Origin of the sequence: Ferriphaselus sp. R-1 (assembly GCF_000746095.1) — a bacterium.
In the GTDB taxonomy this organism is placed as follows: domain Bacteria; phylum Pseudomonadota; class Gammaproteobacteria; order Burkholderiales; family Gallionellaceae; genus Ferriphaselus.
Window position 1 is genome coordinate 7,501 of the sequence record NZ_JQKP01000018.1, and the last position, 24,250, is coordinate 31,750.

Here is a 24,250-nt window from a genome sequence, read left to right on the forward strand (position 1 = left end):
TTGGGCATCCAGCGGGCCATGAAGCGACGGTCCTGGCAGATCGAGTTGCCGCACATCGGCGAGGTGCGTGCCGGGACGTATTCTTGCAGGAAGGCCAGCATCTGGGTCTCGACCGCCGCCTCGTCCAGCGCGGAGGCCTTGACCTTGTCGATCAGGCCGGATTTGCCGTGGGTGGATTTGTTCCAGTTGTCCATGCCATCGAGGATCGCGTCGGGCTGATGCACCACCAGCACCGGCGCTTCGGCCACCGTTTCCAGGTTGGCATCGGTGATGACCATGGCGATCTCGATGATGCGATCGCTGTCCGGAGAGAGGCCGGTCATTTCCATGTCCAGCCATATTAGGTGGTTCTGATTCTGTGCCATAATCCGCAGCCCTGAGTAATAGATTCGGCGCGTATTGTGGCACAAGCCCCGCCGCCGCGACCACAGGAATTCCATGACCGCATCCCAATTCTCGCTGCTGTTCGTTGCCACGCTGCTGCTCACCACCGGCGCAAAATTATGGCTGGCGCGCCGTCATCTGAGTCATGTCAGCCGCAACCGCGACACAGTGCCTGCCGCCTTTCAGGATCGCATCGCGCTGGACGCTCACCAAAAGGCCGCCGACTACACCGCCGCCAAAACGCGACTTGCGCTGTACGCCACCGGCTTCGATGCGCTGATGCTGGTCGCGTTCACCCTCGGCGGCGGCATCCAGCTCGTCGCCGACTTCTGGCACGCCCGGATCGACTCGCCCATCGTGCTGGGCGTAGCCATCATCGTTTCCGTGATGCTGCTGACCGCCCTGCTGGAGATGCCGTTCGGCCTGTACCGCACCTTCGTCGTCGAAGCCCGCTTCGGCTTCAACAAGATGACGTTCGGTTTGTATCTGGTCGATGCGATCAAGGGCATGCTGGTCGGTGCCGTGCTCGGCTTGCCGCTGCTCTACGGCGTGCTCTGGCTGATGGGACGCATGGGCGAGCACTGGTGGCTGTACGTGTGGGGTGTCTGGGTGACCTTCAATCTGCTGATCCTGTTCATCTACCCCAGCTACATCGCGCCGCTGTTCAACAAGTTCCAGCCCCTGCAAGATGATGCCTTACGCTCCCGCATCGAGGCGCTACTGACCAAGTGCGGCTTCACCAGCAGCGGCCTGTTCGTGATGGATGGCTCGCGCCGCAGCTCGCACGGCAACGCCTATTTCACCGGCTTCGGCAAGACCAAGCGCATCGTGTTCTTTGACACCTTGCTGCAACGCCTGTCGCCGACCGAGATCGAAGCAGTGCTGGCGCACGAGCTCGGCCACTTCAAGCGCCGCCACATCGTCCAGCGCATCGTGCTGACGTTCGCACTCAGCCTGGCCTTCCTGTGGATACTTGCGCAACTCATGCACGCGGAGTGGTTCTATGCCGGGTTGGGCATCACCACTCCGTCCACCGCACTGGCACTGCAACTGTTCTTCATGGTGATGCCGATGTTCGGCTTCCTGCTGCAGCCGCTGTCCTCGGCGTTCTCGCGCCGTCACGAATTCCAGGCCGACGCTTACGCTGCAGCACAGACCGATGCCCGCGACCTGAGCAACGCGCTGGTCAAGCTGTATCAGGACAACGCCGCCACGCTGACCCCCGACCCGGTCTACTCCACGTTCTACGATTCGCACCCGCCCGCGCTGGCACGCATCGCCCATCTGCAAACCTTACAAGGAGACTCGATATGAAGCTGCTCACCGCCTTGATGTTCATGGCACTGGCTGGCACCGCGACCGCCAATCCCTTCCCCAACGGCAACGCCGACACCGGCAAGAAACTGTTCGACAAGAACAAATGCTCCAGCTGCCACGTCGCCATGCTGGGCGGCGACGGCAGCGCCATCTTCACCCGCCCCAACCGCAAGGTCGGCACGCCGCAACAGATGCTGAGCCAGATGGATGCCTGCTCCGCCGCTGCCGGCATCACGCTGTCGGCAGACGAGAAACAGCACCTCGGCGCTTACCTCAATCGCTATTACAACTTCAAGTGAGCCAGCTCCGTTGACCCAGCCCCTCATCGGCCAGATCGTCGCCGCCTTCGGTCGTCAGTATCTGGTCAAACTACCGGATGGTGAAGCCATCGCCTGCGTGACGCGCGGCAAGAAGAGTGAGGCGGTGTGCGGCGACCGCGTCGAGCTACAGCGCACAGCGGCCGCCAGTACCGACCAGTCCATCAGCTCGCAAGGTGTGATCGACCGCATCCTGCCGCGCACCAGCCTGCTACACCGCTCCGATGCCTTCAAGGAAAAGCTGATCGCCGCCAACGTCACGCAGATCGTCGTCGTCGTCGCCAGCGAGCCTTCGTTCAGCGACGAGCTGCTGGCGCGCTGCCTGATCGCTGCCGAAGACCAAGACCTCGACGTGCTGATCGTACTCAACAAGTGCGATCTGACCGAGCCTGCGGTCGCCGCCCGCGCCCGCCTGGAGCCCTACCGCGCCATCGGCTACCGCGTGCTGGAACTCACTGCCCGCGACAACGCCGAGCCGTTGCGCCCGCTGCTGCACGGCCAGCAGAGCGTGCTGGTTGGCCAGTCCGGTATGGGCAAATCGACTCTCATCAACGCGCTGCTGCCGGATGCCCAAGCCGCCACCCGCGAGATCTCGACGGCGCTGGATTCCGGCAAGCACACCACCACCCACGCCAAACTCTACCGACTGGACGAATACAGCACGCTAATCGACTGCCCCGGCGTACAGGCGTTCGGCCTGCATCATCTGGATGCCGCCGCCATCGCTGCCGGATTCGTCGAATTCTCGCCGTATCGCGGCCAGTGTCGCTTTTACAACTGCCGCCACCAGACCGAGCCGGGTTGTGCGCTGACCGAAGCGGCCAAGGAAGGAAAGATAGATGCGCGCCGGATGCAGCTGTTTCAGAGCATCAGCGGCGCGCAGAAGTAATCAGGACATATAGCGGGCGTAGAGCTTGGCCAGCGCGCTGGTGACGTGCATGGATGCGCGCGAGTAGTCGCCGGTGGTCAGCATGACGCGAGCCTGCTCCTTGTCGCCAGTCAGTGCCTCACGCAATACGTTCGCCGCGCAGCGATGGAACGTGGCGTGATCGTCGCGCAGTTTCTCGAACAGCATGCTGTCCTCGTAGCGCCTCCCTCCTTCGCCATGGATCCATTTGCCCAGCACGCACTGATCGTCGCGACCGATCACGTCTGGATCCAGCGTTTCGGTACTGGTCCCGTCGATCACTGCGGACAAGCGCAGCTTCCATTTCATGTGGGCATCGATCGCAGTCTTGAAGTTGAGACCGCCCAACTCCTCCTTACCGGCATCGAACACCAGCTCTCCCGGCTCGTCCGCATTTGCCGTACCGCCACCACCCAGCTTCTTCAGCCAATCAAAGATACGCATCACCGCTCTCCATGTAGTTGTCTCGCACAGCCGAGCATCACACTCGGGTTTCACTGCCGGGCGCAGTGTAAGTCCGAAAAATCAGGGGGTCAAATGTAATGACCGGATTAACAGGACTGCGCTATCGCGTAGAATTCGCCTCCCTGCTGCCGTCATTGCGCCTCGCTAAAATTGATCTCATCCGAAAAACTTCACCAGCTGTTTGACCCGGACGGCGCCTTGGCCACGCGCATCAGCGGATTCAGGCCGCGCGCGCAACAGCTCGAACTGGCACAAGCCATACTTTCCGCCATCCAGAGCAACGGTCAGCTCATCGCCGAGGCGGGCACCGGCACGGGCAAGACTTTCGCCTATTTGGTTCCGGCACTGCTGGCGGGCGGCAAGGTCATCATCTCCACCGGCACCAAGAACCTGCAAGACCAGTTGTTCCAGAAAGACTTGCCGACGGTGCGCGATGCGCTCAAGGCACCGATCTCCGTGGCACTGCTCAAAGGCCGCTCCAACTATGTCTGCCATTACCATCTGGCACGCACCCAGTCCGATGGCCGCTTCGCCACCCGCGAGGACGTCAAGCATCTGGGCAAGATCGCCCAATACGCCAAGATCAGCCAGAGCGGCGACAAGAGCGGGCTGGCCGACGTGCCGGAGACCTCGCCGGTGTGGATGCAAGTCACTTCGACCCGTGACAACTGTCTGGGGCAGGAATGCCCGAACCACGAAGAGTGTTTTGTGCTCAAGGCGCGCAAGGAGGCGATGCAGGCCGACGTGGTGGTGGTCAACCATCACCTGTTCTTTGCCGACGTGATGCTGCGCGACGAAGGCGTGGCCGAGCTGCTGCCCGCCGTCAATACCGTCATCTTCGACGAAGCGCACCAACTGCCGGAGACCGCCAGCCTGTTCTTCGGCGAGAGCATTTCGACCTCCCAATTGATGGATCTGGCACGTGATGCCCGGCTGGAGGCGGCGACCTCGGCCAAGGATTTCGCGCCTTTGCCGCTGGCCGCCGATGCGCTGGACAAGGCCTCCCGCGACTTGCGCCTGGTGTTCAAGAAGGAAGGTCGCCTGGCCGCTGTCGCCACCGAGAGTTTCAAGGAGTTCACGCCCGCCCTGAACACGGTACACGAGAAGCTCAACCATCTGGTCGGCCTGCTCGAAAAACAGGCCGAACGCAGCGAGGGTCTGGAGCATTGTTGGCAACGTGCCCAGGCACTGGCGCAACAACTCAAGCAGTGGCGCGACGGCGACGTGCCCGACAAAGTGCGCTGGCTGGAGATCTTCCACCATTCCATGCAGCTCAACACCACGCCGCTGTCCATCGCCGAGATCTTCGCCAAGCAGATCGACGGCCATCCGCGCGCATGGATCTTCACCTCAGCCACCTTGGCGGTAAAGCAGGACTTCAGCCATTATCAGGCCGAGATGGGACTGCTGGACGCACGCACCGCCTGCTGGGACAGTCCGTTCAACTATCCCGAGCAAGCGCTGCTCTACGTGCCGCAGAACCTGCCCGAGCCGAACAGCGAAGGCTATACCGATGCGGTGGTGCAGGCCGCCCTGCCGCTGATCGAGGCCAGCAAAGGCCGCGCGTTCCTGTTGTTCACCAGCCTGCGCGCCATGCAGCGCGCCTACGACGTGCTGATCGCCGAATTCGACCGCAAGAGCCTGAAATACCCACTGATGATGCAGGGCGACGGTTCGCGCAACGAGTTGCTGCGGCGTTTCCGCGAGCACGGCAACGCCGTACTGTTGGGCAGCCAGTCGTTCTGGGAAGGGGTGGATGTGCGCGGCGAGGCACTGTCGCTGGTCATCATCGACAAGCTGCCGTTCGCCCCGCCGGACGACCCGGTGCTGGCAGCACGCATCGCCGAGCTGAACAAACAGGGCCGCAACGCCTTCATGGAATACCAGCTGCCGCGCACAGTGATCAATCTCAAACAGGGTGCCGGACGCTTGATCCGCGACGAAGCGGATCGCGGCGTGCTGATGATCTGCGACCGACGCCTGATCTCCAAACACTACGGCAAACGCATCTGGCAAAGCCTGCCGCCGTTCAGGCGCACACGCGACGAGGCAACAGCTGTGGAGTTCTTTAAGATAACGGAATGAACTCAGGCCGACGTGCCGTGTTCCGCCTGCCAAACCTTGATCCAATCCAGTACCTGCTCACCCGGCATAGGACGAGCGATACCAAAACCCTGGGCGAAATCACAGCCCAGTTCGAGCAGCTTGGCCGCGTGTTCGGCAGTCTCCACACCCTCCGCCACCACTTTGCGGCGAAATACTTTGGCCAACTGGATGATGCCGCCGATGATGGCTTGATCTTCACTGTCGTGCAGCATGTCACGCACAAAGCTTTGGTCAACCTTGAGCGTGCTCACTGGCAACTTCTTGAGATACGCCAACGATGAATAACCGGTACCAAAATCATCCAGCGCAAAGGTGATACCCAGGCTCTCTACAGAGCTGCGTATGATCTGGGCACCCCGGCTGATCTCCAGCGCCGCCGTCTCCAGTATCTCCATCTCGATAGAGATCGCAGGCACATCAGGATACCGCGCCAGTATCTCCCGCACATGTTCGACGAAATCGGTTTGTTGCATCTGACGGGCAGCGATGTTGACACTGACTGGTATGCAGAAGCCCGCGACCTGCCATTGCCGTATCTGCTCAAGTGCATGATCCAGCACCCATTCACCCACCTCAACGATCAGATCGGTCGACTCAACCAAGGGCAAAAAATCGTAAGGACCGACCACCCCGCGTTTGGGGTGTTGCCAGCGCAACAGAGCCTCCATGCCAATGACTTCACCTGTTCGCAGACTGACCTTAGGCTGGTAGTACAGGCGGAACTCATTGTGGTTCAGCGCTTCCTTGACACGCTCCTGCTCGCGGTAACGCTGCTGGATCTGATGGTCGAGCTTGTTGTCGTAGAGATGAAAACGATTGCGCCCCCGCTGCTTGGCCTCGTACATTGCCGCATCGGCATGACGCAGCAGCGCATCTCCATCGGCCTCGTCCAGCGGGAAAATGGTCAGGCCGATACTCGCAGACACCGTCAACTCCAGGCTCTGCACATTAAACGGCAAGGCTACCGCCTGCAAAATCCGATCCACTGCCGGCTCGACCTCGTTCAGGTCACGTAAGCTGGAAAGCAGAATGACGAACTCGTCGCCGCCGATACGTGCGACGGTATCTCCCGCCCGCACCGCATCCTGCAACCGGGCGGACACCGCTACCAGCAAGTCATCTCCCACATCATGGCCATAGCGATCATTGATCGGCTTGAAATCGTCCAGATCCATGAAGCAGACCGCCAACAGGCTGTTGTTGCGCAATGTTTGCGCCATGCCCTGTTGCAACCGGTCGATCATCAGTGAGCGATTCGGCAAGTGCGTCAACAGATCATAGTTGGCCAAATGTACCAAACGCTCTTCGGCACGCTTCAAATTGACATGGATCGCGACCCGGGCACATACGATGGGCAGGCTGAACGGCTTGGTGATGTAGTCGACCGCACCGACCTGGAATCCCAGTTCTTGATCCCGGTTGGATGTCTTGGATGTGACGAAGATCACCGGGATCCCTCGCGTAACTGGATTTTCCTTCAGCAGTCGGCAGACTTCATAGCCATTGATGTCCGGCATCATCACATCCAGCAGAATCAGATCCGGCGCTGCTGACTCGACCAAAGCCAGTGCTTCCCTGCCCGAGGTGGCAAAAAACACGTCGTAATCGCGTTCAAGTGCCTCACCCAAAATCTCGACGTTGAGCGGCAAGTCATCTACGACCAAGATTTGAGCTCGCCTGTTTACCGAAATATCCACAATCACTTACCGTTTATTTGCTCCAACAGCTCGTTCAGTTTGACGGACGCTTCGCGGAATTTCAACTGCTTTGCCAACGCAACCACCTCCCCGAAGGGGGCAGCCAGCGACGTTCCCGACAATTGCCCGGCGAGATTCTCCGATACTTGTTTTGCTTTCAAGCGATTTTGATCGAAGAGATTGCCTAGCACCTGTAATTGCGGCAGCACGTGATCGAGCGGAGCGGGGGCCACAGCCACCTGAGGTGCATCTGCCACCTTGCTCCGACCTTCCAAGAAGTCACCTAGTGCGTCCAGCACCCGCGTCAGCTCAGCTTCGAACTCGGCATGTGTCACGGTCACACCCTCGCCAAGTTCAGCCTCGAATTTTTTTCCGACATGCTGCAACTCCTGAGCACCGACGGTGCCAGCCAAGCCCTTCAGGGTATGCACCATGCGTTCAGCCTCGTTGAACTTTCCTGCACCGACCAACTCGCGCAAACTCTCTACCGAACCGGAGAAGTCGTCGTAAAAACTAGCGAGCACAGCACGCATCAATGCCCAATTGCCACCAATCAACTCGACCGCTTCGGCAATGTGTAAGGGAGGGATGTCAAAAGGTCGATCCTGCGCATCCACATCATCACCGTCATCGTGAACGCCCGCGCCCTGCTCCGCAGCCTGGATCGGGGAGATCCATTTCGTCAGCACCGATACCAGCTTGGCAAAGTCGATCGGCTTTGCGATGTGGTCATCCATACCCGCAGCGAGTGCTGCATCTTTGTCATGTGTCATCGCAGCAGCCGTCATCGCCAAGATAGGCAGGCGCTCACCATGCAGGTGCTCACGAATTTGTCGGGTCGCCTCGAAACCATCCATCACCGGCATTTGCAGATCCATCAGCACAGCGCCAAAACGTCCGCCAGCGATGATTTTTTGCACGGCCTCCCGACCGTCATTGGCTATCTCCAGCGACAAACCCAGCTTCTCCAGAAAGCCGGAGGCGACCAGTTGATTGGTTGGATTGTCCTCGACCAGCAAGACATGTGCGCCACGGATCGAATCAGCCGCCGCAAGCAGCGCTGAGTTGCTCTGCCGTCTTTCCACAAGAGGATTGATCGCCGCCATACTGCGCGCTGCCACCACCGCCTCAAACAAGCGCGATGGTGTCACCGGTTTATCCAATATCCCATCCATCTTCACCTCTTGGGCAAGCTGGATGACATCCTGATGCTCATGCGCTGTCACCATGATGACAATCGGCGCATGACTGATCTCGCCCTTGACCACCATCCGGTTGATGCAACGCGTCATCTCGATACCATCCATACCGGGCATCTTCCAGTCGACCAGCAACAATCCGTAAGGAATGGCCGAGTCCCTCAATGCGCACAAACCTTCTTCCGCACTGTGCGCCACAGAAACAACCGCTCCCCATGAGTCCAGGATGTGACTGAGAGAAACCAGAGAGGCTGCACAGTCGTCCACCACTAGCGCTTTCATGCCAGCGAAATCCTCCGGGATACGTCTGCGCGGGGGGATCTCGGCCTGCTCGACCAATACCGAGAAGCAAAATGTGCTGCCCTTGCCTTCCTCGCTGGTCACGCTAATGTCCCCCCCCATCAGGGTGACCAGACGCTTGCTGATGGTGAGCCCCAAACCACTGCCGCCGTATTGCCGGGTGATGGATGAATCCGCTTGTGAGAAGGCCCGGAACAAACGCGCCCGTTGCTCTTCATTCATGCCAATACCGGTATCCCGCACAGCAAACTTGAGTCGCACTTGCTGCCCCATGACCGGTTCGACCTCTACGCTCACCTGAACCTCGCCGTGCTGAGTGAACTTGAGTGCATTGCCCACGAGGTTATTCAGCACCTGCGACAATCTCAGCGAGTCGCCTATGTACTCGGTCGGCAGATCGCCGGATTCATCGAACACCAATTCGATGCCCTTTTCCTCGGCACGCATCGAAAACAGATTTGCCGTCGCATCCAGCAACTCATCCAGATCGAACCGCGACTGATCGATCTCCAGCCGTCCAGCCTCGATACGGGAATAGTCGAGAATATCGTTGATGATGCCGAGCAGGCCCTGTGATGAATTCTGAATCTTTTTCATGTAGTCGCGCTGTTTGCTGCTCAACTCCGTATCCAGCAGCAACTGACTCAAACCGATGACCGCATTCATCGGCGTGCGTATCTCGTGGCTCATATTTGCAAGGAACTCGCTCTTGGCACGATTGGCCGCTTCGGCTGCCAATGTGGCGGCCTTGAGCTCTTCAGTGCGCTCAGCCACTTTGCTTTCTAGCAGAGCCGCCTCCTGGCGAAGCTGTTCGGTCATACGCAAACGGTCACGATTGACGACCAATGCCAACAGGGAAGTCACCACCAGCACTGAGGTGAACAACTGGATCAGCACAAGTGATTCGGTAGCAGAATCAGACGCAAATGGCCCATGACCGTGCGTTGTCCCCCAAATCACCACCGCCATCATAGCGGCATTGAGCAAACTGCAACTGGCTGGCCCGAACCGGAACGAACCCCACAGCAGCAAAGGCAGCATCAAGAAGGCCAACGGTGCTTGTGGCAAGCTGAACAGACCATTGAACACCCCCCAAGACAGGCCACAGGAGGTTATGAATAACAACACGAACTCCACCAGCCTCGCTGCGCGCCACTCCTGCCAGTCCGGCCTATACAAACTCAATAGCAGGGGTGCCACGATCAAGGTTCCGCCAAGATCACCTATACTCCAGTTGAGCATGACATCGGTGAATGCTGCGAGTGGGATGAAACCCGACAGCCACAAGGACAGAACACCTATGAAGGCATTGTGGAAGCTGCCTACTGCCGAGGCTGCGAAGAACGCGAACAGGTTGCGCACCGAGCGGAACAGGTCGGGGCTGCGCATCCAGCGCGGTGCCAGATAGCAAACGGTCGCACCTTCGAGCACATTGCCGCTGGCAATCATGAGATGTTTCCACAACTCACCAGGCATGAAGCAATAGCCCAGCAGGAACTGGCCCAGGAAGATGCCGGGCAATGCTCCATACCCCAAGCGCAATGACAGCGCCATCACTAGCCCCGCAGGCAGCCAGAACGGTGAAGCCGTCCCGCCGATGGTACCAAGCCCTATACAGACCTTGCCCAGCACCAAGTAAGCCAGTGCACTTGTCAGCCAGACCGCCCACCAATGCCACTTACCATCCAACTTCTGCATGACTTACCCCATCGGATACTATAGGTTCCACATTGAACATGATCGTAGACGCGCGCGTACCTACACCCGGATGATTGCCAGACTCGTTGTGCCAGTATGCGTAACCTGGTCCGACCCAAAGCGGGCCTTTACCGCCGAACCAATGGCTGACATCGCTCATCAGGAACATCCTAACCAGCAATTCATGGCGTGTGTCCAGGCCAAAGCCATTACTACCCTTTTGCTCTGGCCACTTTCTGCCCCCAGTTCTAGACCACCCACCTATCGACAATCGGTTCAACGCCGACATTCTTGAGGGTAAATGTTGCATTCTGCAGCGCGATACATTCAAATACGCAACACCTGTCACGAAGGCGACACCATGAACGAGAAAATCTTGCAATTACTGGATGGGCGCGATGAGTTCTATCCTCACACACTGGAACAGAATTACCCACGCATTCTGGCCAAGATACTCGAACTGTGGAATTCCCCTGAAGCCGAAGCCTACTTCAACGATCTGTTGATAGACGAACGGGGTGACCGCCAAGGCTTTCCCTTGCATGTTGCATCCGAGATCATTCATCTCAGCCTGATCCACGCCAGACAAGCCGTACCGACCCCACCTCAGAACGACCTGTGGGAGAGCGATGCCCCGATCAGCAAGTCCGCCATCGAACTCAACGACCATCAGCTCAGCCGCAACAAGTCATTGCTGGATGCCGCAGAGTCGGGTGATGTCGAGTTGACACACCATTTACTGCAGACCTCCAGGGATGAGCTGGACTCTACTGATGCGCGCCACTGGACACCCCTGATCGTGGCCGCGTTCAATGGGCACGATCTCGTCACGCGCATGCTGCTGGAAGCGGGAGCAAACACAGCGGCGCAAGACAAGTCAGGCTACACCGCCCTGCACTGGGCGGCTTATAACGGCCAGACACGCACCGTCAAGCTGCTCTTGGATGGACAGGCCGCCATCGATGCCCGCAGCCAGTCAGGCTGGACACCGCTGATGCAAGCCGCCGCGCGCGGCCATCTAGGCGTGGCTATCTTGTTGGTTGATCGCGGCGCGGAGGTGAACGCATCCAGCCAGGACGGTGCGACCGCCTTGCTCAAAGCTGCAGCGAACGGTCATCTGGACGTGGTCAAACTGTTGCTGGAACATCACGCAACGGCCTCGACCAAACTCAAGGACGGCAGCACCGCCCTGTCGCTGGCAAACAAGAACGGCCACCACGACATAGCCGCCATGCTGCAATCCTTGTCGTAAGGGTCAGCGCACCGCCTCGTACCAGCCTCGGCTGCGCTGCACCAGATACACCACCGACAACATCACCGGCACCTCGATCAGCACGCCTACCACCGTCGCCAGCGCAGCACCTGATTCGAAACCGAACAGGCTGATGGCGGCAGCGACGGCCAGTTCGAAGAAATTGGATGCGCCGATCAGCGCCGACGGTCCGGCCACGCAATGCACCTCACCGAGGCGGCGATTCAGCCAATAAGCCAGACCAGACGTGAAATACACCTGCAGGGTGATCGGCACGGCCAGCAGCAGGATGACCAGCGGCTGTTCGACGATGGCCTGCCCCTGAAAAGCAAACAACAGCACCAGCGTCAGTAGCAGGGCGGAGATGGAGAGCGGCCCCAGCCGCGCCAGCATCGCCTCGAACTCCACTTGACCTCGCTTCAGCAACGCCCGGCGCCAGAGCTGGGCGATGGCCACCGGCAGCAGGATGTACAAGCCCACCGAGATCAGCAGCGTCTGCCACGGCACGATGATGGATGACAAACCAAGCAACAGCGCCACCAGCGGCGCGAAGGCGAATACCATGACGGCATCGTTGAGCGCGACCTGGCTCAAGGTGAACAGCGGCTCACCGTTCACCAACCGGCTCCATACGAACACCATCGCCGTGCAGGGCGCAGCAGCGAGTAGTACCAGTCCGGCGATATAGCTGTCGATCTGTGCGGCAGGCAGATATGGTGCGAACAAATGGCGGATGAACAGCCAGCCCAGCAGCGCCATCGAGAACGGCTTCACCGCCCAGTTGATGAACAGCGTCACGCTGATGCCGCGCCAGTATCGACGCACCCCGTGCAGCGCACCGAAATCGACGCGCAGCAACATCGGCACGATCATCACCCAGATCAGCAGACCGACGGGAAGGTTGACCTGCGCCACCGCCAGCCCGCCCAGCCAGTGGAATGGCGCGGGGAAGAGTTGCCCCAGCGCCACTCCGACGAGAATGCAGAGAAACACCCACAGCGTGAGATAACGCTCGAACCCGCTCATCCCATCAATCCTGAGTGCGCCCAATCTCGGCCAGCTTTTCTTTCAGCGTCAACTTGTCCAGCCTGTCGATAGGCAGCGCCATAAATAGTTGGATGCGCCGTGCCAGTTGTTCCGCAGCGCGTTTGAAGGCCGTGCGACGCGCCTCGTCGCCCTCGACATGCGCCGGATCGGGAATCCCCCAATGCGCGGTAGCCGGATGGCCCAGCCAGACCGGGCAGGTTTCGCCTGCGGCGTTGTCGCACACGGTGAAGATGAAATCGAACTCCGGCGCGCCAGGGGCGGCGAACTCGTCCCAGCTCTTGCTGCGCAGCCCCTCGGTGCTGTGGCCGTTGGCCTGCAGCCATTCCAGCGCGCCCGGGTTGACCCTGCCCGCCGGTTTGCTACCCGCGCTATAGGCTTTGAACAGTCCCTTGCCCAAGTGATTGAACAGCACCTCGCCCAGGATACTGCGGGCAGAGTTTCCGGTGCACAGCACCAGCACGTGGTAAGTCTTTTCGCTCATGCGATTCCCTTTCTGTAGTTTCAACACGTCTTGCGCGGCGCACACTGCGCGGCATCGCCCGCACAGCAGTTCTCGGTGAGATAGCCGATCAACTCATCCATCGCCGGATAGTTGGCGGTGTAGATCACATAGCGCCCCTCGGTGCGCCCACTCACCAGCCCGGCACGCGACAATTCCTTGAGATGGAAGGACAAGGTGGCGGGGGGAATGTCCAGCCTGTCGCCCAGCATGCCAGCAGGCATCCCCTCCGCCCCGGCTTGTACCAACAAACGGAACGCCGCCAACCGGGACACCTGCGCCAGCGCAGCCAGCGCCTGAACCGCGTCGCCACTTTCCATGATGCCTCCCTTTACAATTCTATATTTCCAATTATATGGAAATATAGAATTGTATGCAAACACCCATGTCGGCCATGATGATCGACCATCGTTACGGGGATATTACGCTCTCGCCCCGCTGCCTCCCGCGCGCCGCAAAACAGGCCCGGGTCCGTGATACCATGCCGCTCGCCCATAGTCGCCCCTGCTCATGTGCCCCACCGACCACCCCAAGGACTGACTTCATGCTCTCGATACTGGTCACCGTTTTTGCGATCACCTATCTTGCCATCGCGCTGGAACATCCGCTAAAGGTCAACAAATCGGCTTCCGCCCTGATCGGGGCCGGACTGCTCTGGACGATCTACGCGATCTCGATCGGAGATGTGCACCTAGTCAACGAGCAATTGGGTGAGTCATTGATGAGCACAGCTCAGATCGTGTTCTTTTTGATGGGGGCGATGACTATCGTCGAGGTCATAGATGCGCATAACGGCTTCGACCTCATCACCACCCGCATCCGCACCTCACGTCTGACCACCTTGATGTGGCTGGTCGGCTTGGTCACTTTCTTCCTCAGTGCCATTCTGGACAACCTGACGACGGCCATCGTCATGGTCTCGCTGATGCGCAAGCTATTGAGCAAACACGAGGACAGACTGCTGTTTGCCGGGATCATCGTCATCGCCGCCAACTCTGGTGGTGCGTGGTCGCCTATCGGTGACGTGACCACCACCATGCTCTGGATCGGAGGACAGATCACCAGTATCGCCATCATCAAGAGCGTATTGCTGCCCTCTTTAGTCAGCCTGTTGATCCCGCTGTCCATCACTGCGTATATCTTGCGCGGTCGTCAAGTTGAATCCCCCGCAAGAACGGCCAGCGCCTCGATCTCCGATCTCACCGAGTCCGCGCGCAATCTGATTTTCTTCATCGGGCTAGGCGTACTGATCGCGGTACCTGCGTTCAAAACCGTCACGCATCTGCCTCCATTCATGGGTATCCTGTTCGGGCTCGGCATCCTCTGGCTCGTGGCGGATGTGCTTCATCGGAACAAGGGTGAAGAGTCGCGTCAGCCGCTCACTTTAGTGCACGCTCTGAGCAAGATCGACATGGGTTCGCTGGTGTTCTTCATCGGCATTTTGCTATCGGTAGCGACACTGGAACACACGCATATCTTGTCGTCGCTCGCCCAATGGCTGGATCAAACGGTAGGACGGCAGGACCTCATCGTCATGCTCATCGGTGTCGCCAGTGCGATCGTGGATAACGTGCCGCTGGTTGCCGCAGCCATGGGCATGTATAGCCTGGAGCAATACCCGACCGATCATTTTCTGTGGGAGTTCATGGCCTATTGCGCGGGCACAGGCGGTTCGATACTGATCATCGGCTCGGCAGCGGGTGTCGCCGCCATGGGGTTGGAGAAGATAAACTTCATCTGGTACATCAAGCACATCAGCGGCCTGGCGTTGGCAGGCTACATCGCTGGCGCAGCGACTTACCTGATCCAGTATCAGTTGCTCCACTGAGCCATCACCGGCTCGAATATCGGAACTTACATTCTCCAGATGAAAAGTGCCGAATGATGCAGGTCGTCCACCTGCACCGTCTGCTGCGGGGGGAATTCGGGCACGGCGAAGGTGTTACTGATGAACAGGCTGCCGGGTTTCATCTCGCGGCGGGCTTTTTCCCACAGCTCGGCCATAGGCACCGGCGACAGGTAGGCAAACACCAAGTCGTATTGCGCCAGGTCGCAGTCCCACAAGCTACCCCAGTGCACATGGCAATTGGGTTTCAGCCGCAATCGTAGCCAGCTCCACGCAAACGGCAGCGGCGCAATCTCCACCCCGCTGTAATCACCGTCCGGCCTGACCTGCGCGAGATGCGCCAGCACGCCACCGATGCCGGAGCCGATGTCCATGAAGCGGAAACGCCGCCCGCCCTCCTCCGCCGGCAATAATCCTTCCAGCGCACGCCACACCTTGTTGCTGGAAAGGTACAGCGGCACCTGGGTGCGGAAGGTGCTCCAGTACACTGCTAGCAGGATGAGGAAGATGGCGAGATACAGCGTCGGCGTCACTTCCACCGCCAGCATGGCGACCTGGGCGGGGGCGAAGACGAACTGGATAGGAACCCACCAGCGGGCTTGTCCAGCCAGATGCGAAAAGGCCGCCGCTAGCACCCCGACCAGCAAGGCGAAGCTCAACGGTGTCAACGGGAACGGCACGAAGCGCGCCAAGGCGATCATCAGGATGAATGCGGCTCCCTGCAACAACAGGGCCAGGACGGCTGGCGGCAATCGGCGCAGGTTCACGTCAGCGCTGCAACCCGGCCTCGACCTCATCGCGCTTGGCGCGACCACACAGCCGCTCGATCAGCGTGAGGGCGAAGTCCATCGCCGTGCCGGGGCCGCGCGAGGTGATGAGCTTGCCGTCCTCGACCACGGCAGCGCGCTGCTGCTGCACCTGCGGGTAAGCGTCGAGCGCGCCGGGGAAACTGGTGGCGCGCTTGCCGTCGAGCACTCCTGCCGCTGCCAGTACCGAAGGGGCGGCGCAGATGGCGGCGACATAGCGCCCCTGCCCCACCATATTTTTGACCAATTCCAGAATCCGAGCGTCGGCCTTCAGATTGTTGGTACCGGGCTGACCGCCGGGCAGCACCAGCATGTCGAAATCGTGCGTCAGCGCCGCCTCCAGCGTGGTGTCCGGCAACACCATCGCACCGCGACTGCCGCGCTGGATCTGCCCGTCCAGCCCCGCCGTGACGACGCTCAGACCGGCGCGACGCAGCAAGTCGGTCACCGTGATCGCTTCCAGATCTTCAAAGCCCGCTGCGAGCGGAACCAGAATCCGACTCATGCTTCCATCCCCAATTGATAAGCGCGCAGCAATGCCTGTTTAAGGTGCGGCTGTCGTTCGAGGTCTTCGACCCCCAGTTCCTGGGCAGCGATGATGCCCAGTGCGACCAGCGCCTGACTCTTGCTGCGCTGAGCACTGTAGCCGTCGAAATCGAATACGCCATCGTGCAGGAATTCAGTGGCCAAGCCCTGAGGATTATCGAGACGAACCTCCTCGACCAGCATCACATCGAAGAGATACGAGTAGGTATCGATGCCGTGCTCGATCGCCAGCACGGTATGCAGCGAGGAGGGATCCGGGTATTTGTCGAGCACTGCATCCAGATCCAGCGTGGAGGAAAGGTCATAGTTCTCTCCCTTGAAGCTGAAGTCGATATGGGCATCGATGGTGTTCTTCATGGTTCCAAACCCCGTCAGAGTCGTGGTGATCCCGCCTGATGAGCCGCCAGATTCAATCGCGGAAGTTGTTGAACTGCAGCGGGAAATCGGTGATGGACTTCTTCATGAAGGCGATGGCAGCTTGCAAGTCGTCGCGGTTCTTGCCGGTGACGCGCACGGTGTCGCCCTGGATGCTGGCTTGCACTTTCTGCTTGCTGTCCTTGATGAGCTTGACGATCTTCTTGGCCAGTTCGATCTCCACACCGACCTTCACCGTGCAAGCACGCTTGACCTTGTTGCCGCTGACCTTCTCCACCTTGTCGGCGATGTCGAGACACTTTATGTCCACGCCGCGCTTGGTCAGCTTGCCGTTGAGGATGTCCTGCACCTGCCCCAACTGGAATTCGTTGTCGGCATGGATGGTCAACACCAGCTCGGCCTGCTCCACGCGGGCATCCGAACCCTTGAAGTCGAAGCGCGTGCCGACTTCCTTGTTGGTCTGCTCGACCGCGTTCTTGACCTCGGTCTTCTCTACTTCGGAAACGATGTCGAAGGATGGCATGTTGGTTCCTCTCAGTGCCGTCATTCCCGCGCAGGCGGGAATCCAGCAAATTCAACTAGCCCGCAACGCGGGACAAAACCGGTTCTATCTGCTTCGCAGTCCATATCCGGACTGGATTCCCGCCTGCGCGGGAATTACGGATCAACTTAGTCACAACACGCCACGAAATGGCTTGTTGCGGCGGTCACTCCCACTCTCCCCGCATGGGGGTAAGGCAGAGTCTTAGCCAAAGTGGCAAATATAGTGGTAGTTATCCCCGCTCACTTCGATGTCGAAGCTGGAGTTGCCGGGCACATTGAACGATTGTCCGGCTTGGCTGGTCTTCCAGTCCTCGCCCTTCAGTCTGTAACGGCAGGAACCGGCCACGGTCTCCATCACTTCCGGCGCGCCGGTGTTGAAAGTCAGGCTGGACGGCAGAATCACGCCGACGGATTTCTTCACGCCATCGGCGAATTCGACAGTGTGCGAAACGCACTTGCCGTCGAAATAGACATTGGCCTTGGTGTTGACGCTAACGTTGCTGATCTGGTCTGTCATGGTTGCTCCTAACTGAAATGAGAACCGCCTAACCGTTCGTGGCCTCGACGAGGTTCTCGCACCCCATGGGTGTGAGCTTGTCGAACCATGAACGGCCAAGCGGTCTGTGCGTTCAGGCTTCCTGCGCCTTCACGCCCTTCTGATAATCGACGTACACATATACCGGGATGCCGAGGTCGCCGAGCTGCTTTTCGATCAGCGGCTGCACTTCATCCCAGCTCAGGCCGCCCACGCCGCAGCCGATACGCGGCAGGGCGATGCTGGCGAACTGTTCTTTTTGCGCCAGTGTGCGCAGCGCATGCAGAGCATGGTTCACGTTGGAGATGCTGGCCCGGCCCGGCTTGCTGCCGTGATCGTAAGCACCTTCCTGAGTGAACAGGTTGACGACGCGTACGCCGTCAGCGCTGGCCCAAGTCCACAATTCGCCCGCCTTGGGATGCCTGGTCTGGCAGAAATGACGGAATTCCTTGTACAGGGCCGGCATACGCTCGCGCAGTTGCAGGGCCAGGCCCTGATGGAAGTCGTCGTTGGGCGACACACCATGGGCGATAGCCTTGGCGTGACTCAACAGGATATCCCCACTCACTTGCTTGATCATGATGCTCTCCTTTTACCAGGGAACGCAGGCAGTCCCCGTAGATTACGCGGACGTGGATCGTCCGTCGCCTATTTGCGATTCGCCAGATTCGCTGCGATGCGCATGCGCAGGGCGTTCAGCTTGATGAAGCCGCCCGCATCTTTCTGGTCGTAAGCGCCCTTGTCGTCCTCGAAGGTAGCGATGGTCGGGTCGAACAGCGAATCGGTCTTCGAGTCGCGGCTCACGACGATAACGTTGCCCTTGTACAGCTTGACGCGCACCCAGCCGTTGACGGTCTGCTGCGTGTGGTCGATCAGGGTTTGCAGGGCACGACGTTCAGGTGCCCACCAGTAACCGTTGTAGATCATGCTGGCATAGCGCGGCATCAGGTCGTCCTTCAGGTGGGCGACTTCGCGATCCAGCGTGATGGATTCAATGGCGCGGTGCGCCTTGAGCATGATGGTGCCGCCGGGGGTCTCGTAGCAGCCGCGCGACTTCATGCCGACGTAGCGGTTCTCCACCAGGTCGAGGCGACCGATGCCGTGCTTGCCGCCCAGTTGGTTCAGCGTCGCCAGCACGGTGGCGGGCGACATGGCCACGCCGTTCAGGGCGATGATGTCGCCGTTCCTGAACTCGATGTCCAGATATTCCGCCGCGTCCGGGGCCGCTTCGGGCGACACCGTCCAGCGCCACATGCTCTCTTCCGCCTCGGCAGCCGGGTCTTCCAGATGGCGGCCTTCAAAGCTGATGTGCAGCAGGTTGGCGTCCATCGAATATGGGCTGCCGCCGTTACGGTGCTTCATGTCGATGGGGATGCCGTTGCTCTCGGCATAGGCCAACAGCTTCTCGCGCGACAGCAGATCCCACTCGCGCCACGGCGCGATGATCTTGATGCCGGGCTTCAGCGCGTAAGCGCCCAGCTCGAAACGCACCTGATCGTTGCCCTTGCCGGTCGCACCGTGCGACACCGCATCCGCGCCGGTGGCATTGGCGATCTCGACCAAGCGCTTGGCGATCAGCGGACGCGCGATGGACGTACCCAGCAGGTATTCGCCCTCGTACACGGTGTTAGCACGGAACATCGGGAACACGAAATCGCGCACGAACTCCTCGCGCACGTCGTCGATGAAAATGTGCTCCGGCTTGATGCCGAACTTCAGCGCCTTCTGGCGCGCCGGTTCCAGCTCCTCCCCCTGCCCCAGATCGGCGGTGAAGGTCACCACTTCGCACTGGTAAGTGTCTTGCAGCCACTTGAGAATGACCGAGGTGTCCAGACCGCCCGAGTAGGCGAGGACGACTTTGTTGATTTCGCTCATGCTTCGTTTCCTATCTTCAGGGTGCGCTCGCGCACCGTTCATTCAATTCGATGGGGCACAGAACCGCCCCCTACCTGCCGCGTTAGTTGCTCACCTTGCCCAGCAGCAGGTATTCCATGAGAGCCTTCTGCACGTGCAGTCTGTTCTCTGCCTCGTCCCACACCACGCTCTGCGGGCCGTCGATGACGGCAGCATCGACTTCTTCGCCGCGATGGGCGGGGAGGCAGTGCATGAACAGGGCATCGGACTTGGCGACCGACATCATCTCGGCATCCACGATCCAGTCAGCGAAGGCTTTGCGACGGGCATCGTTTTCACGCTCGAAGCCCATGCTGGTCCACACATCGGTGGTGATCAGGTCGGCATCGCGGGCGGCATCCATCGGGTCGGCGAACTCTTCGTAGTGATCGTTGCCGTACAGCCCGGCGCGCTCCGGCTCGACTTCGTAACCCGGCGGAGTGGAGACGTGGACGTTGAAATCCAGCAACTCCGCCGCTTGCAGCCAGGTGTTGCAGACGTTGTTGGAATCGCCGATCCAAGCCACGGTCTTGCCCTGAATGGAGCCGCGCTGCTCGATATAGGTATAGATGTCCGCAAGGATCTGGCAGGGATGGTATTCGTTGGTCAGGCCGTTGATCACCGGCACGCGCGAGTTGGCGGCAAAGCGCTCGATGATGTCCTGCTCGAAGGTACGGATCATCACGATGTCGCTCATGCGGGAGATGACCTGCGCCGCGTCTTCCACCGGCTCGCCGCGCCCGAGTTGCGTGTCGCGGGTGTTGAGGTAGATAGCGGAGCCGCCCAGCTGCTGCATCCCGGCCTCGAACGACAGCCGGGGGCGGGGGGAATTCTTCTCGAAGATCATCACCAGCGTGCGGTCGGCCAGCGGGTGATACGGCTGGTAGGCCTTGAAGCGCTGCTTGATGACGCGGGTGCGCTCGAAGACATGGTTCAGCTCGTCCAGCGTCAGATCCTTGAACTGCAAAAAGTGCTTGATGCTCATGACAGGAACTCCGTAATCAGCGGGCACAGCGCGTCCAGCAGTTGCTGCGCCTCGGCTTCGGTGAACACCAGCGGCGGCAGCAGGCGCACCACGTTGTCAGCGGTGACGTTGATCAGCAGGCCGCGTGCCAGCGCCAGCTTGACCAGATCGCCGCAGGGCTTGGGCAACTCGATACCGATCATCAGACCCTGACCGCGCACCGCCACCACGTTGTTGCCCAGCCGCTGCTTGAAACCCTCGACCAGCTGCGTGCCGATGGCGCTGGCGTTGGCCATCAGACCATCCTGCGCCATGATCTGCAAGGTAGTCAGCGCGGCGGTGCAAGCCAGCGGATTGCCGCCGAAAGTGGAGCCGTGATTGCCCGGCTTGAAGGTGCCGGTCGCCTTGCCCGCCGCCAGACACGCGCCCACCGGCACGCCGGAACCCAGCCCTTTCGCCAGCGTCATCACGTCCGGCACGATGCCCGCGTGCTGATGCGCAAACCAACGCCCAGTCCGCCCTATGCCGCTCTGCACTTCGTCCAGCATCAGCAACCAGCCGTGCTGGTCACAAATCTGCCGCAAACCTTGCAGGTAGGACACGTCCGGCGTGCGGATACCGCCTTCGCCCTGGATCGGCTCGACCAGCACGGCCACCACGTTGGGGTTGTGCTCGGCCACCTGCCGCACAGCGGCGAGGTCGTCATACGGCACGCGCACGAAACCGGGCACCAGCGGCTCGAAACCGGCCTGCACCTTGCGATTACCGGTGGCAGAAAGCGTCGCCAGTGTCCGACCATGGAAGGATTTCTCCATCACGATGATGTTCGGCAGCTCGATGCCCTTGTTGTGGCCAACCATCCGCGCCAGCTTGATGGCGGCTTCGTTGGCTTCGCAACCGGAATTGCAGACGAACACCTCGTCCATGGCCGACAGCTCGGCCAGCTTGTCGGAAAGCTGTTCCTGCTCGGTGATGCGATAGACGTTGGAAACGTGGATCATCCGGCCCACCTGCGCCGACAGTGCGGCGGTAAAACGCGGATGGGCGTGGCCCAGCGTGTTGACCGCGATGCCGGACAGCGCGTCCAGATAGCGACGGCCTTCGGCATCCCACAACCAGCTTCCTTCGCCGTGGGTGAAGGCCAGCGGCAATCTGGCATAGGTGTTCATCAGGTGCGACATGGAAATCCCCGTATTATCTTCTTGGCGCATTTTCAAAACGAAAAAGGCCGACGCTGGGTCGGCCTTTCAGCATTCACGCAGTACCGCGCAGGCTTAGGCCATAGCCTTGATGGCAGCGGACAGGCGGCTCTTGTGGCGAGCGGCCTTGTTCTTGTGAATGATCTTCTTGTCAGCGATGGAATCCACCACGCTGGTGGAAGCCTGGAACTGGGCCTGAGCGGCAGCCTTGTCGCCAGCGTCGATCGCCTTGATCACTTTCTTGATTGCAGTACGCAGCTCGGAACGCAGGCTGCTGTTGTGAGCATTCTGCTTGACTGCTTGACGGGCGCGCTTGCGGGCTTGTGCGCTATTGGCCATGGTTGCTCCTTAGAATTTGGCTTGCTATGAAAGGCGCGCATTATAGGGATGGAACGACGGTTTTGCAACTTCTTATTTACAGCCGCTCAGGCGACTTAATCCGACAGTATCGCAGGCATGATGGATTGCGCCTGGCCGCCCGGTACGGGCTTGCTCGGCTGGGCCTGTGGATGGCGTTCCCCAACAGCCTCGCTCCCCTTGCCGACCTGGGCACGGTCCGATCCCGCATCCGGGGAACCCGCTCCCTGCGATCCGCGCGCCTTCATCTGCCCGGATGACTTTTCCGATGCTGCGGCAGGCGCTTCCGCCCCCTCCTTACCCTGCCACATCCGATCGATCAAGGCCCCCGCCCGAATTCCGATCGCCGTTCCCACAGGACCGAGCAGGGCCGTTCCGATTGCAGCTCCTGCCACCACCCCGCCGGTCGGACGCACGGTCGGGCTGCTCAAAGACCCGGTCACACGCAAAGGCAGACTGACCAATCCCGCCATCCCCTTGAGATCGGTCGCCAACACCCCATCGACCTGATCGTCTGGAGCGATGTTCAGCCGCCCTTCCGCATTGAACACCGAAGCGATGATCTTGAGCTTGCTTAGATGGTAGCCCGCATCATCGATCAACAGCTCACTGGAAATCTGATCGAACAGGATCTTGTCCTCCTCGGTCTTGGGGATGTTGCTGTTCACTGCCCTGACCAGCTTACTTTCACCAAGCTCGCCCTGCCGTATGTCGAACCGACCATCGATGCGAGACTCCGCCGGAAAATCCTGCAAATGATCCAGATTGATCACGCCCTTTATATCCGCGTCCAGCACACCAGATAGCAACAAGGCATCATCGACCGACCTGACGACAGGCTGCGGGTTCACTCCTCTGGGCGACAGATCGAAGCGGAAGAGCGACGATGAAGGCAACAGAGTCATCGCCCCCGTCAAGGCACCTCCCGCCAACCTGGCATCTATCCGCTGCAAACGAATAGCCTCCGGGGTGTAAGCAATATGCGTATCGAACCGCTCAAAGGACAACGGCTGTTTCGCTTGTGGCTCAAGCTCCAAGACAAAACCGGATGACTTCATGTCAGCATCCACGGTCAAGTTAACGACAAGCTGGTCAGGGTTACCCCCCCGCGAGCGGAACAGCCCATGTCCGCTCAACTTATCGAACCCGATCATCCGACCATCCAGCGCCTTGATCTCGTGGCGCACCTTATCGCCGGAAAGATTGACCTCGCCACTCAACGACCAGACCGGCTCCCAGCTCAGAGCCCCCTTGCCGCGCAATGAGACCCCCATCAGCCTCCCGGTCAGCTCCCGCATGTCGAATCCGGCATCGGAGATATCTCCCACCGCCCGCACCTGCTCCAACTTCATATCGGGAATATCCGGCATTCCCCAGCCGGGCGTGCTCGCATCCACATGGAAAGTGCCATCCGGCTTGGGACGCACATCCGCAGTCAAGTCAAACTGGGGAAAATGCAGCAGAATCTGCTCGGGGTCATTGCTCCCGGTAAAACGGACACTGCCACTCACCCCATCCTGCGGCATATCCGGCACATCCAAATGGAAATCCCTGAAATCCAGTTGCCTCACCTGACAATATACCGGCTCTTGAATCGCAGGCACCGGACTCATCAGCCACTCGAACAACTCAGCCACCGCCGCCTCCGCCAGCGCGCCATGCTCGACGGACACCTGGCTCACCACGCAACGATGCCCCAGCAACGCCTGAACATCGAACCTGACCTCCAACTCCGCCAAGGCAACATCAGCGTGCTCTCCGACCACAACCGCACCGATGGTCAGATGCGGTACCGGGAACAAATGAATGCCGAGCCGACCAATCTTGACCGGACGCTCCAACAACGCCGACATCCCCCGTTCCGCCTCAGGGATGTAACGCTCGACAGGTATCAGCAGCACCCCGCCAACGACCAAGACCACCAACCCCGACAAGAAAACCAAACTGTACTTCAACAACCGCATAGCAATATCACGACAAGAGTGTTTGACTAATGTT

The 24,250-nt window shown here is 59.8% G+C and carries 24 protein-coding genes (1 of these 24 cut by a window edge); 6 read left to right on the forward strand and 18 right to left on the reverse strand.

Features of this window, described 5'->3' with window-relative positions; genetic code table 11:
• Positions 1-365, reverse strand: partial view of an oligoribonuclease gene (orn, locus tag DM08_RS10170; RefSeq protein WP_035384561.1) — the 5' portion only. 181 nt of this gene lie to the left of the window's left edge; 365 of the gene's 546 nt are visible here — the first part of the coding sequence; it begins with the start codon at positions 363-365; the stop codon falls past the left edge of the window.
• Between the two features lie 73 nt (positions 366-438).
• Here orn and DM08_RS10175 point away from each other — a divergent pair, with 73 nt between their 5' ends.
• From DM08_RS10175 to rsgA, 3 genes are read left to right on the forward strand one after another with little or no spacing between them, the layout of a single operon-like run.
• Positions 439-1,698 (forward strand): M48 family metallopeptidase, encoded by a 1,260-nt coding sequence (locus tag DM08_RS10175; protein ID WP_035384562.1) that lies wholly within the window; start codon positions 439-441, stop codon positions 1,696-1,698.
• Positions 1,695-2,000 (forward strand): c-type cytochrome, encoded by a 306-nt coding sequence (locus DM08_RS10180; RefSeq protein ID WP_035384563.1) that lies wholly within the window; start codon positions 1,695-1,697, stop codon positions 1,998-2,000. The genes DM08_RS10175 and DM08_RS10180 overlap by 4 nt, the downstream gene beginning before the upstream one ends.
• 10 nt (positions 2,001-2,010) lie before the next feature.
• Complete coding sequence (gene rsgA / locus DM08_RS10185; RefSeq protein ID WP_035384564.1) at positions 2,011-2,907, forward strand: ribosome small subunit-dependent GTPase A; 897 nt, start codon at positions 2,011-2,013, stop codon at positions 2,905-2,907.
• Here rsgA and DM08_RS10190 read toward each other — a convergent pair whose 3' ends face one another.
• The gene (locus DM08_RS10190; protein WP_035384565.1) at positions 2,908-3,369 is read right to left on the reverse strand and encodes a CZB domain-containing protein; all 462 of its coding nucleotides are present in this window, start codon (positions 3,367-3,369) and stop codon (positions 2,908-2,910) included.
• A 219-nt stretch (positions 3,370-3,588) separates the two neighbouring features.
• On the opposite strand from DM08_RS10190, the gene DM08_RS10195 reads away from it, so the two are divergent.
• On the forward strand, positions 3,589-5,475 hold the full coding sequence (locus tag DM08_RS10195; protein WP_237560271.1) for an ATP-dependent DNA helicase: 1,887 nt from the start codon (positions 3,589-3,591) through the stop codon (positions 5,473-5,475).
• A 2-nt stretch (positions 5,476-5,477) separates the two neighbouring features.
• Here DM08_RS10195 and DM08_RS10200 read toward each other — a convergent pair whose 3' ends face one another.
• Together DM08_RS10200 and DM08_RS12345 are read right to left on the reverse strand one after the other, a co-directional pair.
• Entirely contained in the window at positions 5,478-7,160 is a 1,683-nt protein-coding gene (locus tag DM08_RS10200; RefSeq protein WP_051938110.1) for a two-component system response regulator, read from the reverse strand.
• Positions 7,161-7,195: 35 nt separating this feature from the next.
• Positions 7,196-10,390: a hybrid sensor histidine kinase/response regulator gene (locus DM08_RS12345; protein ID WP_051938116.1), complete on the reverse strand. Its 3,195-nt coding sequence runs from the start codon at positions 10,388-10,390 to the stop codon at positions 7,196-7,198.
• Positions 10,391-10,751: 361 nt separating this feature from the next.
• On the opposite strand from DM08_RS12345, the gene DM08_RS12350 reads away from it, so the two are divergent.
• On the forward strand, positions 10,752-11,642 hold the full coding sequence (locus DM08_RS12350; protein ID WP_161780285.1) for an ankyrin repeat domain-containing protein: 891 nt from the start codon (positions 10,752-10,754) through the stop codon (positions 11,640-11,642).
• A 3-nt stretch (positions 11,643-11,645) separates the two neighbouring features.
• Here DM08_RS12350 and arsB read toward each other — a convergent pair whose 3' ends face one another.
• Genes arsB through DM08_RS10225 form a run of 3 tightly spaced genes read right to left on the reverse strand, consistent with a single transcriptional unit; the run spans position 11,646 to position 13,508 of the window.
• Positions 11,646-12,668 (reverse strand): ACR3 family arsenite efflux transporter, encoded by a 1,023-nt coding sequence (gene arsB, locus DM08_RS10215; protein WP_051938122.1) that lies wholly within the window; start codon positions 12,666-12,668, stop codon positions 11,646-11,648.
• A 4-nt stretch (positions 12,669-12,672) separates the two neighbouring features.
• Complete coding sequence (locus tag DM08_RS10220) at positions 12,673-13,170, reverse strand: arsenate reductase ArsC (RefSeq protein ID WP_035384567.1); 498 nt, start codon at positions 13,168-13,170, stop codon at positions 12,673-12,675.
• Between the two features lie 20 nt (positions 13,171-13,190).
• Positions 13,191-13,508, reverse strand: coding sequence for an ArsR/SmtB family transcription factor (locus tag DM08_RS10225; RefSeq protein WP_035384568.1), 318 nt, complete (start codon positions 13,506-13,508; stop codon positions 13,191-13,193).
• Positions 13,509-13,732: 224 nt separating this feature from the next.
• Between DM08_RS10225 and nhaD the strand changes: the two genes are divergently transcribed.
• Positions 13,733-15,016, forward strand: a complete 1,284-nt coding sequence (gene nhaD / locus DM08_RS10230; RefSeq protein ID WP_035384569.1) for a sodium:proton antiporter NhaD — start codon at positions 13,733-13,735, stop codon at positions 15,014-15,016.
• Positions 15,017-15,042: 26 nt separating this feature from the next.
• Here the strand turns inward: nhaD and DM08_RS10235 are convergent, their stop codons facing one another.
• The 11 genes from DM08_RS10235 to DM08_RS10285 form a co-directional block, all read right to left on the reverse strand.
• The gene (locus DM08_RS10235) at positions 15,043-15,801 is read right to left on the reverse strand and encodes a class I SAM-dependent methyltransferase (protein ID WP_035384570.1); all 759 of its coding nucleotides are present in this window, start codon (positions 15,799-15,801) and stop codon (positions 15,043-15,045) included.
• Between the two features lies 1 nt (position 15,802).
• Positions 15,803-16,345, reverse strand: coding sequence for a DJ-1 family glyoxalase III (locus tag DM08_RS10240; protein ID WP_035384571.1), 543 nt, complete (start codon positions 16,343-16,345; stop codon positions 15,803-15,805).
• On the reverse strand, positions 16,342-16,743 hold the full coding sequence (locus tag DM08_RS10245) for a hypothetical protein (protein ID WP_035384572.1): 402 nt from the start codon (positions 16,741-16,743) through the stop codon (positions 16,342-16,344). Before DM08_RS10245 ends, DM08_RS10240 begins: the two co-directional genes overlap by 4 nt.
• A gap of 52 nt (positions 16,744-16,795) precedes the next feature.
• A complete protein-coding gene (locus DM08_RS10250) occupies positions 16,796-17,284 on the reverse strand; it encodes a YajQ family cyclic di-GMP-binding protein (RefSeq protein ID WP_035384573.1) in 489 nt (162 codons plus the stop codon).
• A gap of 222 nt (positions 17,285-17,506) precedes the next feature.
• On the reverse strand, positions 17,507-17,821 hold the full coding sequence (locus DM08_RS10255; protein WP_035384574.1) for a pyrimidine/purine nucleoside phosphorylase: 315 nt from the start codon (positions 17,819-17,821) through the stop codon (positions 17,507-17,509).
• A 112-nt stretch (positions 17,822-17,933) separates the two neighbouring features.
• A complete protein-coding gene (locus DM08_RS10260) occupies positions 17,934-18,419 on the reverse strand; it encodes a macro domain-containing protein (protein WP_035384575.1) in 486 nt (161 codons plus the stop codon).
• A gap of 68 nt (positions 18,420-18,487) precedes the next feature.
• A complete protein-coding gene (locus DM08_RS10265) occupies positions 18,488-19,714 on the reverse strand; it encodes an argininosuccinate synthase (RefSeq protein ID WP_035384576.1) in 1,227 nt (408 codons plus the stop codon).
• Between the two features lie 82 nt (positions 19,715-19,796).
• Positions 19,797-20,717, reverse strand: coding sequence for an ornithine carbamoyltransferase (gene argF, locus DM08_RS10270; protein ID WP_035384577.1), 921 nt, complete (start codon positions 20,715-20,717; stop codon positions 19,797-19,799).
• Positions 20,714-21,877: an aspartate aminotransferase family protein gene (locus DM08_RS10275; protein ID WP_035384578.1), complete on the reverse strand. Its 1,164-nt coding sequence runs from the start codon at positions 21,875-21,877 to the stop codon at positions 20,714-20,716. Before DM08_RS10275 ends, argF begins: the two co-directional genes overlap by 4 nt.
• A gap of 93 nt (positions 21,878-21,970) precedes the next feature.
• Positions 21,971-22,234 (reverse strand): 30S ribosomal protein S20, encoded by a 264-nt coding sequence (gene rpsT, locus DM08_RS10280; RefSeq protein WP_035384579.1) that lies wholly within the window; start codon positions 22,232-22,234, stop codon positions 21,971-21,973.
• 95 nt (positions 22,235-22,329) lie between these two features.
• Positions 22,330-24,174: an AsmA-like C-terminal region-containing protein gene (locus DM08_RS10285; protein WP_161780286.1), complete on the reverse strand. Its 1,845-nt coding sequence runs from the start codon at positions 24,172-24,174 to the stop codon at positions 22,330-22,332.
• Between the last annotated feature and the right edge of the window lie 76 nt (positions 24,175-24,250).

Bases quoted from the DNA above. Each gene is read 5' to 3' on its own strand.
- DM08_RS10265 (WP_035384576.1), bottom strand. From the start codon at position 19,714: ATGAGCGAAATCAACAAAGTCGTCCTCGCCTACTCGGGCGGTCTGGAC.
- DM08_RS10180 (WP_035384563.1), top strand. From the start codon at position 1,695: ATGAAGCTGCTCACCGCCTTGATGTTCATGGCACTGGCTGGCACCGCG.
- DM08_RS10250 (WP_035384573.1), bottom strand. From the start codon at position 17,284: ATGCCATCCTTCGACATCGTTTCCGAAGTAGAGAAGACCGAGGTCAAG.
- arsB (WP_051938122.1), bottom strand. From the start codon at position 12,668: ATGAGCGGGTTCGAGCGTTATCTCACGCTGTGGGTGTTTCTCTGCATT.
- DM08_RS10190 (WP_035384565.1), bottom strand. From the start codon at position 3,369: ATGCGTATCTTTGATTGGCTGAAGAAGCTGGGTGGTGGCGGTACGGCA.
- DM08_RS10240 (WP_035384571.1), bottom strand. From the start codon at position 16,345: ATGAGTCGGATTCTGGTTCCGCTCGCAGCGGGCTTTGAAGATCTGGAA.
- DM08_RS10225 (WP_035384568.1), bottom strand. From the start codon at position 13,508: ATGGAAAGTGGCGACGCGGTTCAGGCGCTGGCTGCGCTGGCGCAGGTG.
- nhaD (WP_035384569.1), top strand. From the start codon at position 13,733: ATGCTCTCGATACTGGTCACCGTTTTTGCGATCACCTATCTTGCCATC.
- DM08_RS10255 (WP_035384574.1), bottom strand. From the start codon at position 17,821: ATGACAGACCAGATCAGCAACGTTAGCGTCAACACCAAGGCCAATGTC.
- DM08_RS10175 (WP_035384562.1), top strand. From the start codon at position 439: ATGACCGCATCCCAATTCTCGCTGCTGTTCGTTGCCACGCTGCTGCTC.
- DM08_RS10245 (WP_035384572.1), bottom strand. From the start codon at position 16,743: ATGAAGAACACCATCGATGCCCATATCGACTTCAGCTTCAAGGGAGAG.
- DM08_RS12345 (WP_051938116.1), bottom strand. From the start codon at position 10,390: ATGCAGAAGTTGGATGGTAAGTGGCATTGGTGGGCGGTCTGGCTGACA.
- DM08_RS10220 (WP_035384567.1), bottom strand. From the start codon at position 13,170: ATGAGCGAAAAGACTTACCACGTGCTGGTGCTGTGCACCGGAAACTCT.
- DM08_RS10275 (WP_035384578.1), bottom strand. From the start codon at position 21,877: ATGTCGCACCTGATGAACACCTATGCCAGATTGCCGCTGGCCTTCACC.
- rpsT (WP_035384579.1), bottom strand. From the start codon at position 22,234: ATGGCCAATAGCGCACAAGCCCGCAAGCGCGCCCGTCAAGCAGTCAAG.
- argF (WP_035384577.1), bottom strand. From the start codon at position 20,717: ATGAGCATCAAGCACTTTTTGCAGTTCAAGGATCTGACGCTGGACGAG.
- DM08_RS10260 (WP_035384575.1), bottom strand. From the start codon at position 18,419: ATGATCAAGCAAGTGAGTGGGGATATCCTGTTGAGTCACGCCAAGGCT.
- DM08_RS12350 (WP_161780285.1), top strand. From the start codon at position 10,752: ATGAACGAGAAAATCTTGCAATTACTGGATGGGCGCGATGAGTTCTAT.